At 64.6% G+C, this 14,789-nt stretch carries 21 protein-coding genes; 2 read left to right on the forward strand and 19 right to left on the reverse strand.

The window, feature by feature from the left end:
* The 19 genes from CVV72_RS10815 to CVV72_RS10905 form a co-directional block, all read right to left on the reverse strand.
* Nucleotides 1-723, reverse strand: coding sequence for a hypothetical protein (locus CVV72_RS10815; RefSeq protein ID WP_219152290.1), 723 nt, complete (start codon nucleotides 721-723; stop codon nucleotides 1-3).
* Between the two features lie 142 nt (nucleotides 724-865).
* Nucleotides 866-1,162 carry a hypothetical protein gene (locus tag CVV72_RS10820; protein ID WP_219152291.1) on the reverse strand — a complete coding sequence of 99 codons (297 nt, stop codon included), beginning with the start codon at nucleotides 1,160-1,162 and terminating at the stop codon, nucleotides 866-868.
* Between the two features lie 32 nt (nucleotides 1,163-1,194).
* A complete protein-coding gene (locus CVV72_RS10825) occupies nucleotides 1,195-1,632 on the reverse strand; it encodes a hypothetical protein (protein WP_219152292.1) in 438 nt (145 codons plus the stop codon).
* A gap of 172 nt (nucleotides 1,633-1,804) precedes the next feature.
* Nucleotides 1,805-1,984, reverse strand: coding sequence for a hypothetical protein (locus CVV72_RS10830; protein WP_219152293.1), 180 nt, complete (start codon nucleotides 1,982-1,984; stop codon nucleotides 1,805-1,807).
* Between the two features lie 59 nt (nucleotides 1,985-2,043).
* Complete coding sequence (locus CVV72_RS10835) at nucleotides 2,044-2,421, reverse strand: hypothetical protein (protein WP_219152294.1); 378 nt, start codon at nucleotides 2,419-2,421, stop codon at nucleotides 2,044-2,046.
* Nucleotides 2,422-2,478: 57 nt separating this feature from the next.
* On the reverse strand, nucleotides 2,479-2,868 hold the full coding sequence (locus CVV72_RS10840) for a hypothetical protein (RefSeq protein ID WP_219152295.1): 390 nt from the start codon (nucleotides 2,866-2,868) through the stop codon (nucleotides 2,479-2,481).
* 26 nt (nucleotides 2,869-2,894) lie between these two features.
* Nucleotides 2,895-3,989 (reverse strand): hypothetical protein, encoded by a 1,095-nt coding sequence (locus CVV72_RS10845; protein WP_219152296.1) that lies wholly within the window; start codon nucleotides 3,987-3,989, stop codon nucleotides 2,895-2,897.
* A complete protein-coding gene (locus CVV72_RS10850) occupies nucleotides 3,986-4,180 on the reverse strand; it encodes a hypothetical protein (protein WP_219152297.1) in 195 nt (64 codons plus the stop codon). The genes CVV72_RS10845 and CVV72_RS10850 overlap by 4 nt, the downstream gene beginning before the upstream one ends.
* A complete protein-coding gene (locus tag CVV72_RS10855) occupies nucleotides 4,180-4,917 on the reverse strand; it encodes a hypothetical protein (protein WP_219152298.1) in 738 nt (245 codons plus the stop codon). Before CVV72_RS10855 ends, CVV72_RS10850 begins: the two co-directional genes overlap by 1 nt.
* Nucleotides 4,918-5,635: 718 nt before the next feature.
* Nucleotides 5,636-6,124, reverse strand: coding sequence for a hypothetical protein (locus CVV72_RS10860; protein ID WP_219152299.1), 489 nt, complete (start codon nucleotides 6,122-6,124; stop codon nucleotides 5,636-5,638).
* Nucleotides 6,125-6,229: 105 nt separating this feature from the next.
* The gene (locus CVV72_RS10865) at nucleotides 6,230-6,577 is read right to left on the reverse strand and encodes a hypothetical protein (protein WP_219152300.1); all 348 of its coding nucleotides are present in this window, start codon (nucleotides 6,575-6,577) and stop codon (nucleotides 6,230-6,232) included.
* A 26-nt stretch (nucleotides 6,578-6,603) separates the two neighbouring features.
* Nucleotides 6,604-6,873 (reverse strand): hypothetical protein, encoded by a 270-nt coding sequence (locus tag CVV72_RS10870; protein WP_219152301.1) that lies wholly within the window; start codon nucleotides 6,871-6,873, stop codon nucleotides 6,604-6,606.
* Between the two features lie 129 nt (nucleotides 6,874-7,002).
* Nucleotides 7,003-7,818 carry a hypothetical protein gene (locus tag CVV72_RS10875; RefSeq protein WP_219152302.1) on the reverse strand — a complete coding sequence of 272 codons (816 nt, stop codon included), beginning with the start codon at nucleotides 7,816-7,818 and terminating at the stop codon, nucleotides 7,003-7,005.
* Nucleotides 7,819-7,841: 23 nt separating this feature from the next.
* Nucleotides 7,842-8,534, reverse strand: a complete 693-nt coding sequence (locus CVV72_RS10880) for a hypothetical protein (RefSeq protein WP_219152303.1) — start codon at nucleotides 8,532-8,534, stop codon at nucleotides 7,842-7,844.
* Nucleotides 8,535-8,841: 307 nt separating this feature from the next.
* Nucleotides 8,842-9,321 carry a hypothetical protein gene (locus CVV72_RS10885; protein ID WP_219152304.1) on the reverse strand — a complete coding sequence of 160 codons (480 nt, stop codon included), beginning with the start codon at nucleotides 9,319-9,321 and terminating at the stop codon, nucleotides 8,842-8,844.
* A 1,016-nt stretch (nucleotides 9,322-10,337) separates the two neighbouring features.
* Nucleotides 10,338-10,835 carry a single-stranded DNA-binding protein gene (locus CVV72_RS10890; RefSeq protein WP_219152305.1) on the reverse strand — a complete coding sequence of 166 codons (498 nt, stop codon included), beginning with the start codon at nucleotides 10,833-10,835 and terminating at the stop codon, nucleotides 10,338-10,340.
* A 399-nt stretch (nucleotides 10,836-11,234) separates the two neighbouring features.
* Nucleotides 11,235-11,681 carry a hypothetical protein gene (locus CVV72_RS10895; RefSeq protein ID WP_219152306.1) on the reverse strand — a complete coding sequence of 149 codons (447 nt, stop codon included), beginning with the start codon at nucleotides 11,679-11,681 and terminating at the stop codon, nucleotides 11,235-11,237.
* A 111-nt stretch (nucleotides 11,682-11,792) separates the two neighbouring features.
* Nucleotides 11,793-12,083, reverse strand: coding sequence for a hypothetical protein (locus CVV72_RS10900; protein WP_219152307.1), 291 nt, complete (start codon nucleotides 12,081-12,083; stop codon nucleotides 11,793-11,795).
* 305 nt (nucleotides 12,084-12,388) lie between these two features.
* Entirely contained in the window at nucleotides 12,389-12,655 is a 267-nt protein-coding gene (locus CVV72_RS10905; protein ID WP_219152308.1) for a hypothetical protein, read from the reverse strand.
* Nucleotides 12,656-13,206: 551 nt separating this feature from the next.
* Between CVV72_RS10905 and CVV72_RS10910 the strand changes: the two genes are divergently transcribed.
* Both CVV72_RS10910 and CVV72_RS10915 read left to right on the forward strand, forming a co-directional pair.
* On the forward strand, nucleotides 13,207-13,614 hold the full coding sequence (locus CVV72_RS10910) for a hypothetical protein (protein WP_219152309.1): 408 nt from the start codon (nucleotides 13,207-13,209) through the stop codon (nucleotides 13,612-13,614).
* The gene (locus tag CVV72_RS10915) at nucleotides 13,611-14,663 is read left to right on the forward strand and encodes a hypothetical protein (RefSeq protein WP_219152310.1); all 1,053 of its coding nucleotides are present in this window, start codon (nucleotides 13,611-13,613) and stop codon (nucleotides 14,661-14,663) included. The genes CVV72_RS10910 and CVV72_RS10915 overlap by 4 nt, the downstream gene beginning before the upstream one ends.
* Nucleotides 14,664-14,789: the final 126 nt, after the last annotated feature.

The raw sequence follows: 14,789 nt of genomic DNA on the forward strand, positions 1-14,789 counted from the left end.
TCATCGGTTCGGAGCACCCCATTCAGGTCCATCGACCTCATCACAGCTATGGTCTGGAGCCCTAAGGGCCAGGACGTGGTCGCTCCACCATTCCATGCAGCGCCGCTGACTGGTCGGTGTCAGGCCGTCCGCGCGGGTGCCGCACTCGCATGACATGGCGATCGAGGTATCGCCTGGTTTCCATTCGAAATGCCGAGGGCGGTGGCCGGTGTCGTGGTGCGTCGGGCACAGGAGTGTCCGGATTGAACGGATCAGTATCCACGGCTCGCCGTCGACCTTCGGGTTCGGGCCAGTGCGCACGTCGTAGGCACGGAGGCATCCGGGCCAGTCGCAGTGCCGGAAGTAGTTCGGATCGGTCGGGATCGCCGCGGGCGTCTGTGCGGCCGCAGCGAGACGTTCCGACAGTTGCCGACGTGCTTCGACGTGCCCCTGCCACCGGTAGTAGTCCCCAATGCTCTCGCGGCAGTTCTTCAGCGCGATGGTGAAGTCGTGACGCTCGGCGACGAAGTCGCTGACCACGTCCGGTCGCCTCGCGTTGTCGGCTAGTGCTTGCAGATCGCGGGCGAACAGCGGCGGATGCCGATCGTCGAGATATATCCGCCCGTCGCCGTGCCAGGACAAGAATTCCCTCACCCGGTCCGCTGCTGGAGCTGGATTCGGCAGGTCTCGCGAATCGTCTTCGATCCCGTCCGGTTGCTCAGCGTCGTCGATGTGCCCCGTCATGTGTTTCCTTCCTATGGATTTCTGTGGCGCCGACAGGGATCAGATGCAGTCCGCTGGTGTTGCCCCAGGTGGACGGAGATCGCCACGACAGCCGTCCGCGGACCGGACCTTGTTGTATGGCGAAGAATCGTGACGTCGGGGTTCACGGGTGCTTGTTCGTGAACGTCTCGATCTCGGCCAGCCCAGCCGGAGTGGACCAATACGCGGGCGTGTGCCGGGAGCACTCGCCCTCGCGCCACTTCCCGTCGCGGAAGTCGATCTCGCCGGCGTAAATCCGGTCGCCGTACTCGGCGTACATGTTGTAACCGGGGCAATGAGTAGTGGTGGCTCCTTCGAACGAACCACAGACGGAGCAGGAGAAGAGTCCGCCGGCGCAGAACATGCATGACCAGCCGCCGTCGTCATGCCCGCCGGGACAGACGTAGTCAATGTGCTTCATCGTGCGATTCGCTTTCGCTCGGATCTCCGTCATCAGGACGGCGATGCGTCCGCGGCTGTGCGGTGCTCTGGTCGTGGGCTTTGAATCGAGACTTTCGTGCCACGGGCGATCTCGTCGGCACCAACGACGATCCGGTGCCCACCGACGGGGAAACGTGGATGGTCGGAGGCGACCACAGCGCATCCCCAGGAACCGGGGTTCAGCTTGCGTGGCAACGGTTCCTCGTCGAGGTCCACAGGAACGGGGTCGGGCTGGAAGGTCAAGGGCACCACGACGACCGTATAGCTCCTCGGCGTACGTGGTGGGTCCCAGGGCAGCTGCACAATCAGGTCTTGCGGCCATTCGGTGATCGTGATCGGCAAGGTGGACAGGTAGTGACTGGTCGAGCCCACGGGAGCCTGCGCGAGCCGCGCCTGTTCCTGCTTTTCGGTCTCGATGAATCCGATTCGAGTCAAGATAGACATGCCCATCGGTCCTCCTTCATGGCAGTGATCTGGGCCGACAACTTCCGGTCACCGCGGCGCCCGGATCAGCTGTGCTGATCCCCATCCAGGAGCCAAGGCCCGAGGCAAAAAACGAAACCCCGGCAGAGAGTTCGTCTCTCTGCCGGGTTCTGCGCTGCTCGTGTTCTCGAGCGCGGCATCAGCTGAGCTGATGCGGGTCAGTATCGTCGTCGAGTTCCGCGTTGCGGTCGCGGGCAAGTTCTTGTGCCCGTTGCTCCGCATCACCGCCGCGGAGTATCTCCTCGGCCGCTCCATGTGGCGTGGCAACTGCCCAGAACTCGTGACCGATGCGGGCAATATGGTATCGGGGTTCCGACATGTATCGCTCCTCCCTCCCAAGGCACAGACAAGGAACCGCTGTCCAATGCGCAGGCTCGTTCAGATCGAGATCTTCGTACCCCGCGCGAGCTCCGCGGCCGGGATACTGAGGCGGTGTCCGCCCACGGGGTAGCTCGGGTGGTCCGACGAGACCACAGCGCACTCCCAGGCGCCCGAATGACGCTTGCGCGGCAGAGGCTCCTCCTCTCCCTGAGGTCGGGAGTCGGGCGAGAACCTGATGGGCACGACGACAACGCGGTACGCACAGCGTTCGGTGGTCGCCCACGGCAATTCAATGATGAGGTCTTGCGGCCACTCCTTGATCGTGACCGGCAGCGTGGACAGGCTGTGGTAGATCGAGCCCTCTGGTGCCTGCGCGAGCCGGGCTCGTTCCTGTTCCTCGGTTTCGAAGAAGCTCCGGAAAGCCATGGTGATCACTGCTCCTTCAAGGCCTGAGGTCCAGCCAGGCACACGCCCGGCCAGTGGGCATCCTCTTCAAGGTCCGATCCGGATCAGCTGCGCTGATCCACGGCCGAGCACTCCCCTGGCTTCGCTTTCCGCCAGGGCATGACCCACCGTGTAGCCACCTGCCGTGACCTGCGGTGCTGACTCGATGCTGCGAGGCGGCCGGTCGGCGCCGTCGGCGAACTTCACCGCGGTCACCAGCGCCGCAGCGAGATCGACCGCCATGTCGGTCATGTAGTAGCGCTGGTCAAAGCAGATCGGTGCACCCGGCGAGTCATTGGCGAGCATGACCCCTCCACGACCGACACTGCAGGAATGCGTGACCGGTCGGTAGCCGAACCTGTTGGGCTTATCGAGCTCTCCGATTGAGACGGTCGCCACCTCCTCGTCGATCACGACTTTCGGTGTCGATTCATTCATTGGGAACTCCTTTCCCGCCATCGAAGCTATTTCCTGTTGACTGGCGGCCTTCCGCCAGGCGGTCGATCGACGACGGTCACGGTCGTCTTTTGTTGAGACCACGGCGCGTCCTTGGGGCCGCGCACGTGTTCCTCGATCCAGATGGGTTCGATCACTCCTTTGGAGGGATAGGGCTGCCAACGCACGTGACCGGTAACGTGCGACCGCACTGTGACGGTGTAGCCACTCTCGCGTTCACGTGATGCGCGCGGTCGTCGATCCTGGTGAAGACCGACGACACGAACCGGATCGTCGTTGTACCCCCTGCGCTGCAACTGTTTTCGCTCCGTCTTGGAGAGCGGTAGCTCCTCGACCTCAGCAATGGGACGCTTGGCGTCACGTTTCATCATCAACCAGGCCGCACGGACGGTCTGAATCCACTCGATAGTCGTGTTGGCGGCAAGGTGCTTGTTGCTGGGGTCGACAGCTTCCGTCTCGCCGTGTGAATTGATGACGCTGACCTCGGCCTCGTTGTAGGCCAGCAGCACCTCGTTATCCCAGGTGAAGTCGCCCATACTGTGCTGAAGCCGGCGGGCATCACGCAGTCGGTACCCGTTGCTCCGGAGCAGCCGAATGCCGATCTCGTGATGTGTCAGGGACCAGAACGTCACCCACAGGTGATTGGCCGGGGTTTCGACGATTCGGGTTGGCCCCCACGACACCGCCACGATGGAGACCATTTGTGAAGCCTCACCAGGCGGGTCGGCGCGGTAGTAGCCGATCGGCGTATCGAACATCATCAACCCGCACGGTGACGGAACGTCCTCCGGTCGGACCTCCCAACTGGGCAGCTTTCGCCCCGCGGCAATAGATACTTGGGTCATCGCCTCGGTCATGGCCCACAATCGCGCGCTCTTGAGCCTGCGTCGCTCCTCGACCAGCAGCACACTTGCGGCGATCTCGGGGTCAACGCCTGTAAGAGTGACTGTTCCTCGGCCCTGCGCGAGGTTCTGCACGGTATTCGCGTGCACCAACGCGTTGGCGGTGGACTCCGCTATGTCTTCCCGGACCCCGACCAGCTCGCGCCGGTCAGGTGGGTTCCATTCCAGTGGCTTCGGCTCGTCAGCAGGCTTTCGCGTCACAACGTCACCTCCCCGCCTGCATCAGCTACCGGTCGCCAGATCTCCTTGCAGCTGCCGCCCGACGGCACGATGACGTCCTCGGCCAGCAACGACCCGCCGGACTGGGCTTCGCGTGCGCCGTTCCAGTCGAAGATCAGCTTGGTTTCGTCGGTGTCGCTCTCGATGGCCCCGATGCGCACGATGTGGTCCATCACGCGTCCAGGTGATCGCTAGCGCGCAGGCACTGGCCGTGCACGTCGAGCGGCTGACCGCATGTTCCGGTCCCGGTACCTCGTCGAGCGTTCGCTTCGCAACGCAGGGCGGTCGGGATGCTCGGAACGGAGACCAGAGTGCTCGGCCGCCCCGGGCACGCGGGCAATTGCGCGTCGAGGGTACCTTCACCCTTCGGGCCGCTGGGGAACGACCAGTGCAGTCGCGGCTCTGGCGTCTCGACCCGTGTGACCCGCAGAGAGCACTTGCCGCACGTCTTCGACGTGCCAGCGTCGTCATGGGCCACGAAAGTATGCTCCTCGACGGCGGGCGCATCGTTTGCGTCCCCCGTCAGCGACTCGCGGGTGAGTCCCGCCCGTGCCAGCTCGCGGTCAATGCCCCGGATCACGGCCGCCGCCGCGTTGTGGTCGGCAAGGGATTCAGCGTCCTGTACCCGAATTCCGTCGCTCGCTGCATTCATCAGGGCAGCAGCGTCGAACTCGAAGGCGAGTAACTGTTCGGCGGATAGCCCTTTGAGCCTGCGAGCGCCCGAACGGTCCGGCTCGGTCTCGAACAGGAGCCGGAACGCCTCGAACATGTGCCCATAGCCGTCGGCGTAGAACCCACTCGCGGCGCCGCTTTCGATGGCCTGCTCGACCCTCAGGCCGTTGTCGCCATCGGAGATGAAGTCATACAGCCGGCTGGGGACGCGCAAGGTGAAGGTGAGTTCATTGGTCATCGCTGTGACTCCTCGTCTGGGGGCTCCCAATCGGACGCCTCCGGCCCGTTCCATGTGATGGGGCGTTCGCGGTCCTTGCACCGATCGCCCGGAGCGGGATCGTCGTCTGGTCGGCGTGTGCTTCCGGACTGCGCACGCACCGGCCATGAAGGCAGCAGCTCGGCATCCGCATGTCTTGTCGGAGAGATGCTCGCGGCGGGCTCTGGATTGTTATGGCGTAGACCATGCGGGGGAGCATGCTGCCCGCTGGCACGTGGTCAGAACGGTGGCCCCCACGGGTCGTCTGCGGTCGAGCGGCGTCGGCGGAACCGGTCGTGAAGGCGCGAACGCCACCGATCGAAGCGGGTCGGCCAGCAGTCGCGGCACCGGCGGCGGCGACCTCGGCGCCACGCGAGCCCGGTGTCGTGGCATGTGAAGCAATTCGGCTCGCGAGGCTCGCCGTCACGGTCGTCGTCCCAGAAACCGGGATCGTCGTCGATTTCAGTCACACTCAGCCTCCAGGCGGCAGTTGAATCAGATTCAGCACGGCGCGGCCTGCTGCCGTTCTGACGGTTTGATGGGTCAGCGCTGTATCCTTGTCTCGGTCGGTCGTAGCGAATCTGACGCCGATCTGTGTGTCTCCAGCGCCATTCCCGGTGCTCCCGTGTGCAGTCGCTGGCGGACGTAAGCTCAAGGCGACGCGGCGGGAGAACCGAGCGCGGTCCGAGGTGTCCTTGGCCTACACCTCCCAGGTGCGCGGCTCGTTGCCCTTCAGGAATTCGACGGTGTGACGCAATTCGCGGTGCGCCGGATGCAACGAGTAAAGCCACAACACCAACTCCACCAAAGTTGCGACACCGACAGTAACGACCGCGAAGGTCAGGGAGATCCCTGCCAGAGCAGGTACGCACAGGGCGTTCATCGGAAGTGACGCGATCTTCAGCAGTACCTTGGAGAGTCGGCTTGGTGTCTTCGGCCGGCGCCGGTGGTTGATGACGATTCGGATCACTCGCGCAGCCACGATGGCGAACAGCACGGCCAGGGCTAACCACTGATACGGCGTCGGCAGCGCTAGTGCGCCGATGACCGCGACTACCGTCACGACGAACTCGAGGGTCAGCAGCAAGAAGGCAAGCAGGCAGAACGTCAACGACCGCCGAGCAAGGTAGCCGACCATGGTGTCGGTGACCGCGTCTTCCAAGCCTTCGAGTTCTTCTTCACTGCTCATGGGTGTCCAATCAGGTTGCGTGATGGTCAAGACGAGAACCCGTACGAGCGCTGGTTGACGGTGATCACGGTGTTTGCAAGTCAGGCGAGCCGGTTCACCGTTGTCTCAGCGGGGAGGCATAAGCACCGACGATCCAGCCTCGTCCCTCTCAGCCTCACGGCGAACGAGATTGGCCAGGGCTTGGGCATACACACGCAGGGCTTCCTCGACGGCGGTTTGCTCGTTCATGCTGTGGAGATTCTCGCCGGCCGCGATCCTGTCGTCCGTGGCGTCCATGGCGATGATCGCCGCGGCCAGGTCGATTCGGGCCGTCGCTTCGGCGCGGCGCAGCTCCGGGTGTGTCTGCCGTGCAAAGGCCAACGCCGCGACGGCGCTAACGCGGGCTGCCTCGCGACGGGTCGCGTCCGTGCTGACACGTGCGGCGCTGACCGTGACGTCTGAGTCGGTCGTCATGCGGTTGCTCCTTTCGCGGGGCGTGATCAGCAGGTGTAGATCAGCTCAGCGAGTGTGCTGGGTTCGATGTCCACGAGGGGGTGCCAGGTGTGCTCGTGGTCTTGCCAGGCGACGACCCTGCTGGATCCCACGGGCCCGCCTCGTTCGGCGATCTGGATCAGCCGCGTCCAGTGTGCGGTCGTGATGTCGCGTTGACGCCAGACCTTGTGGGTGGTGCTGCCGAAGGCACTGTTCTCGATAATGAACGCCTGTAGGAGTGCTTTGTCCAGTTCGCTCCAGGTAGCCGTACTGATCATGGCTGGCCCTCTCGTGAAGTCCTGTATCTGTCATTCCGCCACTCGAATCAGCTGCGCTGATCGACGGATCCGGGACCAAACCGGGCGAAGAGGATCCAGACCGGCCGCCGGGATCCACGGTGGGCGAGGTCAGAGAACCCAGTCCTCGATGTCGTTGTCGAAGTAGGCGACCTCGGCATGCCACGGTGGGGCCTTGTGCACCGTGGCGAGCGCGCTTTCCACAGGTAGTCGGTCGAGGCCGATCGCGGAGTAGATCCAGTCACCACCGATACTCGCCCGGCTCAGGAGTACGTCGATCGACACGGCCGTACCGCCGTCGCGATGTCCGGGGTGACCGTCGACGTTGTAGAAGTGATTCAGCGCCGAGAACCGGTAGCTCACCCCTATCGGGACGGCGATTCGGTGCCGAGAGTGCGCTGCCTCGGTTTGCGAGCCGCGGCGCAGCGAGCGTTCCGCCGTCCATCCCCGTTGCCAGGCTCCGATCATGAGCTCCGCGTCATTTTGGAATGCCGCCAGCTCGGCGTCAGTGGCTGTGTCAATCCCTGAGCGGGGGCGCCGGATCCACTCGGCGACGTTCCCGGCGTCCCAGTACGGTTCCCCCAGACCGCGGAAGGCTTCCACAGTGGCTCCGATCTGGGCTGTCACCCGCAAGCGATTCGGCACGTGCGTGTGCGCCTCCGTATCGGCGAGCCCCAGTGTCTCGAGCACGGCGAGGTGGATGTCGTCGAGTCGGGTCAAACACAGCATCCAGCCGATCGGTGCGGGGAATTCCGCGCCTAGACCCTCAAACCCCAGGTGGACTTCGTCGAGTCCGGTCACCAGTGCGAGCCGGGCAAGATCCAGAATTTCCGGCGGAGGAGCACGGTCGGGAATTGTCATGCTTGCCTCATTTCTCTGACGATCCCGATCTACCTGTTCACCATGGTGAGTGGATCTCGTCGGCATTTGCACATCGATGGGGACGCGGACTATCCGGGTACGTCGCTTGGTATTTCGCGGCCGAGCTGGATTTCGATGGACTCCCGGCTGGTGAACTTCCCGCCGTGGTCATCGCCGATTCGGACGATGGTTTCCCCTTTGGCACCTGCTTCGTTGAGGGCACAGGCCCAAACGGTGAGCCATTGCTCTCGGGTTTCCCGCACCAGCACCTCGAAAAGACGTTCCGGCACCGAAGTCGCGTCCCTGACACAGTGGCATGTGTCGGTGTCGGAGCCGTGCGACCCGGTCGGGTCGATCTGCACCAGGCCCTCACCACGGCACTCGGGGCAGCCCACGCGTGCGTAGAACTGGCCGTCGAAGTCATACAGCCGGGTCCACTCCGGACGAACCAGGATGGACTGGCTGTGGCTCACCGGAATCTGGGTTGTCTGGCGGCCGAGCTCGGGTTGAGTGCTGGTGTACACCGACACCGCGTCACGGCCGACCGCGGCGCAAGTATGCCATGAGGTGCCTTGATCCAGGGAGAAGACGTCGCCGTTGACGAGATCCTCGACCGTCCCGGATGCCACTAAGGTTCCCGTCGCCTCGGTGGTCTCAGCGCCGTCGTGCGTCTGTAGGGCGGTCGCCTTGTCCAGGGCGGTGATGATCGACTGAGCGGCGGGCCTTCCGAGTCGGTCGGTCAGCACACGGGTGAGCAGGTCGGCATCAACGACGGTGTTCATGCTGCACGCACCTTTCGATAGGCGGGCTCGGATTTGTTGGTGCGATGCCTGAGTTGATAGCTGCCGATAGCGTGCCGTCGGGGCACGTCGTCCGCCGTCCTGCGTCGCGCTGAAGGGAAACGGGCGCCGCGGTCTGGCCCGCTCCTGGAGCTACCGTCTGGCGCTTGTCGCATCCCGTTAGTACAGCGACGCAGCTCAGCACGGCCACCACGGTCGCGATCACACGGTGTGAAGCATGGTGTTTCACGGCAGCGCTCCTTCTCACTAATCGACGGCCGCGGCCCGGCCACTTGTACTGAACCGGCTCTCACTGCTTGTCAGGGCTCGCGACGGCGTCATTCGACGGGGTGAACGTCGGCATCCCGCCCAGCGTGGTGACGATCTCCGTCACGGCGGCGGGTACATCCATCACCGCGAACACGGCGTAGCCGTCGAGTTCGGCGTTGGCCGCGGATCCGACCCGGCCGGAGAAGTTCGCGTCACATCGGCCGCGGTCCCATTCGTCGAAGGAGACGCCGGCATCGGTGAGCAGCCGCCACGCGATCGGGCAGTACAGACGCATCGCCGTTGGCCACGCGTGTTCGGGAACGTCGGAAGACGCGCAATGCAGCGCCGCGACGACGGCCGTCACCGAGGCTCGTCCACTGAGGACATAGTCCCAGTCGGGCGCAAACTGCTCAATCGATCGGTGCGACTTCAGACGTCCGGTCAGCGCGGGAAGGATCTCGCCCGCCGCGGGCTCGGCACGGTGGTACAGGTCGGGTGGAATGTCCAGGAACCGGGTCACGCCATACTCCTCTGGCACGAAGGATGTGGTGGTATTTCATTACTACGTGGGCGGTATAGGGATTCGTTTTTCCCAGGCCCGATGTGACGCGCGGCGATGTGGCGCACGCGGGAGTTGGACCCGCCGCCTCTCGTACGTCGTCCAGTGACGGACCTGTCGCCTGACTCTGCCCCGCCGAAGTACGCCTTCGCCCGCATACAGCGCGGGCGAACACGACGCGGAGTCGAACCGCAGGGTGGTCAGAACGTCGAGTGCTCTGCCGCTGAGCTAGTGCGCCGGGACGTATGGCGTTGCTGTCCTGGTGGTTGGGCTTCGATTCTTTGCAGCCTCATGGAAGGCGTGCCTGTGAGGTCGCGGGCCGATACCGTCAGCGATGCTCGCAGTACCCGCACACGGTGCATCGGTACGTGAGGTTTTTCCTGGAGTAGACGCCATAAGCGTCGGACTCCATCGGTTCCCCGTCGTTGGGGCAGACGATGGTGAACATGCGCAACCTCCAGAGAGTGACGAGGTGAGGTGACGCCTATTGCCGCCCCGCCGTGACAGGCCGCGGACCGGACTCAGGGGCCGGCACCGCTGCACCCCGCCGCAACGCTGCCGGGGCAGTACGGGGCGAGGTGCCGCGGGGACGCCGGGCCACGAAGTTCGCCAGGGACACGTCGCGAGGATCAGTCGTGACGCTCAGGAATTGAACCTGTTCCGTGGTCGGTCCGTACAGCGTGCCGAGGACGCGCACCGGGATCAGCCGGAGCGCTTCGGGGTCGAACCGCTCTGCACGGAAGCCTCAGGATCGAGCAGTCAGTGGGTTGGAGAGGTGTCTTGTGCGAGAAGGCAGTGATCGCACCGGAATAATGACACCCCGGCCGAGGCGCGTGTGGGCTCCTCGACCGGGGTGTCAGGGTGGTGCGCTATTCAGTTGTCGCTATTCAGTTGTGGTACACGGACTGGGCTGTTCGCCGTGGGGCGCTTCCATCCCTGCGGCCCGCGCCGCTCGTGGTGGGCCACCCCTGCGGATATCAGCCGACCGTGGTCGGGGTGCCGCCGAACGGCAGCTGCTCGTCGGCGACCGGGCTGGCCTGCATCGCCGGAACCTGGGCCTGCGCCGGAACCTGGGCCTGCAGGGACCGGTTCTGTGCCTCCGCGGCCTGCACGCGCTCGTGCAGACGTGCCTGGGTGGTCGACCGGGACTCGAGGAAGCCGACGTCCTGGGACTCCACCTTCAGGGTGAAGACGTCCTTGCCGTCCTTCTGGTACTTGTCCATACGCAGCGTGTAGCCGACGGACACCAGGTCACCCTTGTGGATGTGGCTGTAGATACCCAGACCCTGGACCTGCGCACGGATGAAGGCTTCCATGGGGATCCCGTCGGAACCGCGCTCGTTCTGACCGTTGGTGTAGTTGCGATCGGCGTAGACGGTGAACAGGACCTTCCTGGATCCGTCCGGATTGGTGAAGACCTTCGGGTCGGCTCCGAGTCGGCCGATGATGGTTCCGTGGTTACGGGGGTTCGACATGGTGTTGTCTCCTCTGCGCGGATGACGCGCGAACACACTGGTCCGCACGCGAATGTGTGGTGAACACGTGATGAGTGGCTGCTGGCCGACGTACGAACCGTCCTCGAACGGCCGACTTCCGTCGTTCCGGCTCCCGAATCAGCTCCGCTGATCGAGTGCCTGTCAGAGTGCCGTCCGGATCAACTTCGTTGATCCATGTTCTTCTGGCATGTCCATACCTGGATCAGCTGTGCTGATCAGGCTCTGCACCCACCTCAGCCGGGCCGGCCTGACGAAGACGTCGCCGGAGATGCCGGCAGGTTGAGTCGTGGCGTCGGAAGCCGCCTCGTTCCCACCGAGGAGGCCGCCTGTCGACGGTGCACGTGGCCTAGGCTTCTGTGCGGTCGAACACGCCATTCGTCATGACGCGTCATGGACTTCCTGGTTATACGCCTGTTCGAAGAGGGCCCCCGCGCCAGTGAGCGGCGTCGACGCTGCGAGGTCGATGATCGCCCGGTGGACAGCGCCGCTCCAGGTGGCCGGATCGGCGGGTGTGAGTTCGCCGTTGCGGTGTGCGCCGATGACGGAAATGATCCATGCCCACCACGTATTTGCGGGTCGGCCCTGCGGGTGCTGCGCGAGCAGTGCGCCGAGATCGAGGACGCGGAGGTGCGTGACTCGGCGTGGCTCCCGACCCCGTCGCTCGCAGTCGTCACATCCTTCCACCGTCCGCGTGGTGGGTGTCCAGGAGGCCTCCTGGCTCGTGTCGTGGTGTGACAAGCAGGCAGGGTATTCATCCTCGACACCCGGAGTGTGGACGGTGCCGTCCGATCCTTCAAGATTTCGTCGCAGACGGTTAAAGGTCACTTGGCCTGTTCCTTCCTCGCACATGTGGATCTCGGGCAGTCATCCAGTGGCTCGTGTCGTTGGACACGGGCTGGCCGGTCGCAGCGACCGGGTACCACGCAGCGTCTGCTGTCAGAGCGTCACCTTGACCTCGTAGGCGGTCGAGCGGAACTGCCCGACCCTCAGCGTGTGCACGCGGGTCACCAGACCTTGGGCTTCCAGGCTCGCGGTCAGACCTGCGTGTTCCGACCAGTCCTTGATGAACACGTTTCCCGGCTCGGGCACGAGACTGTACTGCTCCAGACTCATCGAGATGCGCTCATCGCCGTCCTGTGTCTCAAGAACCAGGTATCGGCGATCGTCGTCGTGCCTGAGGTCTCCGGTGCGTTCGTGTGCGCCGAACCTGACGGTGACCCCACTCATGGCGGTTCCGGGCTGAGTCATGACTTTCTCGCTCTCGTGTGAGGCCAGAAGGGCCTGGATGGGGCCGCCGGCCCGCCGTGGCATTGTGCGGACTGCGAATCACACGCACGAAGGACGTGCGTGTGATTCGCTCCGGCTGCATCGCGCGGCGGGCCGGGGCTGTCTGTAGCGCGTCTCTGGTCCCTGAGGTGTCTTCTCTTGGTCGCTCCAGGGACAGGGACAACTACCGTGTCACGGCTGTGGTCCCGTTGCGACTTCTCCATGGGCCGTGCCGGACGCCGTAGGTGTATTCGTGCCTCGGTACGTCAGCGGATCACGTGCCCGCACGCGAGCCAGATGACGAGGCGAGGCCAGTGTGGTTCGTGTGCTCCCCGCGGATTGCGTTCTTCAGGAGTACGACCGAGGACGTCTCGGGGCATGCCGATTTCGCCTGTGCCGTCGGAGAGGCAGTTCTCGCACCAATCCTGTTCCGGCAGGTGACGAACGATGGCGTCGAGCTCCTCGGGCGCGGGAAGCTCGGCCAGCACCGGCCCGCTGCCCATGACGTCCGGGGCGTGATCGAGAATGGTCATGACGGAGACCCCTCTGGTTGGGTGGGCACCGCCGCCGACGCGACAAGTCGTGGTCGACTGGCCGCCGCCAGACTGTCGCGCACGCGACAGTGATCCTGTCGTGATTTCCTCCGGATCAACTCCGTTGATCCACCCGCCAGCCCACGAACATCCCCAGCCCGTGCGCCCACCGAGCACGGCGCCCCCGCGGCGGTTTCCGCCCAGGGCTGCGCAGAGGCCGTGCTGTCGTCATCTACGGCACCATCAGAGGTTGCTGAGATGAACGCCCTGTCCCTTGTGGATAGTCGTGCGACACGCAAGGCCCGGTGTGATGACACCGGGCCTTCTTGTTCTGGCTCGCGTAACGTCGCGCGGGCGGGTGGCCCCGGCGAGGGGGTAGGGCCGGGGCCACCGTCGCGCTGGCCGTGAGACCACGCACCACAAACCCTACACGTTCACTGCCTGCAATCGCAATGCTATCAATTCACTGTGATAGATAGATAGATACAGAGACGACTCTGTAGCGATAGACTGTGCTTAGTTGCCACGCGATGACGCTTCGGAGGTGCGTAGTGACAGCGACGCAGATACCGCCGAACTCTGCTGGACGGTCCGCGAGCCGCGCACCCGCCGTGCCGGACACATCCGCCCAGGGAGGCCGGGACCGCCGTGTTCGGGTTGTCGCCCGGCTACCGCCGGAGGTCAAACAGCGGGCGGAGTACTGGGCGTCTAAACGCGGCTTCTCCTCGGTCAACGAGTATGTTGCCGAGGCGGTGTCGGAGCAGATCCGGCGCGAGAACTTCGACTACGATCTGCCGACCCTGGAGATCGCGCGACTCAACGAGTTGACCGATCACATCACAGCTCTTTCTGCCAACTGCGCGAACCTCGAGCGCGTGGTGTTGTCCGGGTTCGACACTCTCATCCAGCTCACGCGCGGTGACAACTATCTGCTCGATGACGAGAGTGGGGAGTCGTGACCCGCGACTCGAGCGGCCCCCTGGGGCGTACGCCGTCGACCGACGAACTTCTGGACGTGGACACGTCGTTCCTCGACGCGTATCGGCGCGGCGGCACCGAGGAGCTCAAGCGGATGCGCGCCCAACCTCAGAGGCCTGGCACTCTCATGGTTGTCGGCACGGGCTCAGACGGCAGTAGCCGAGACCTGGGCACCGGCGGCGGCTCGGATCGCGCGGCCAGCATGGGGTCACTTGGTAGCACGGATCCGGGCACGGCGCCGGACTCCACCGCGCTCGGCACTTCGCCTTCGCTGCGTCCGGATGACACAGCTCTCGCTCCCCGTCCGCGTTCCGACGAGGCCTTGCCGCCGCCCGAACCTCGTCAGGTACCGGATTCGACCAAGGCGGCGTCTCTCCAGTACACCGACCACCAAGATGCCGTGCAGAACGGTACGACGTCGACGAAGGGAGGCACAACAGGTTCGGGTGAGAACGCGACGCTCCCTCAGTCCGGTTTCAGGCTGTCCGGGGTCAAGAGCCAGCCGTCTGTCCGGGCTTTGCCCAGCGTCGTTGTGAGCACACTCCGGGAGCACTTGCGATCAGCCGCGGTCCGGGAGCTCGGGGCCACCGACCGAGTGGCCCGCGCCTTCACCGAGCGGCTCAGTCAAGCGAGCCTGGTGACGGCGTTTCTGCTGGCTCAGCTGGATCTCCGGCTTGACGTGGACGCCGCCACTCGGGCAGCGGCGGAGCTGTTCCGCTCGCACGATCCACTGTTGGGTGCGGTCGCGGCCCGCCTCGCCACGCTTGAAGAGCTCGAAGTCGAGCGGGCCGCACGGTGGGGCGACATACGGGCCGAACTCGGCGAGCTACGTCAGATCATCTCGGTGGTGGAGCAGACATCGGCGTACTTGATCGCTGATCGCACAGAGAACTTCCTGCGAGGATCCCACGACCTCCGCGACGCACCGATAACCCACGGTTCCGCGATCTTCGTTCGCGACAAAGCACGCGAGGCAGTGCAGGAGCAGACCCGTCTCGAGCGAGTGCGGGAAGGACGACCGATCCGTTGAATGCCGAAGGCGCGCCGCTTGCCGATTCGGGATTGCTGCGCGAAGGTTTGCCCTGGCCGATTTCGCCGACATCGGCGTTCCCGACGCCACCTGTATCACAGCGGCCCCGCGGCCATCGTCTCGCGC

The organism is Amycolatopsis sp. TNS106, from assembly GCF_019330265.1.
GTDB classification, from domain to species: Bacteria; Actinomycetota; Actinomycetes; order Mycobacteriales; family Pseudonocardiaceae; genus Amycolatopsis; species Amycolatopsis lurida.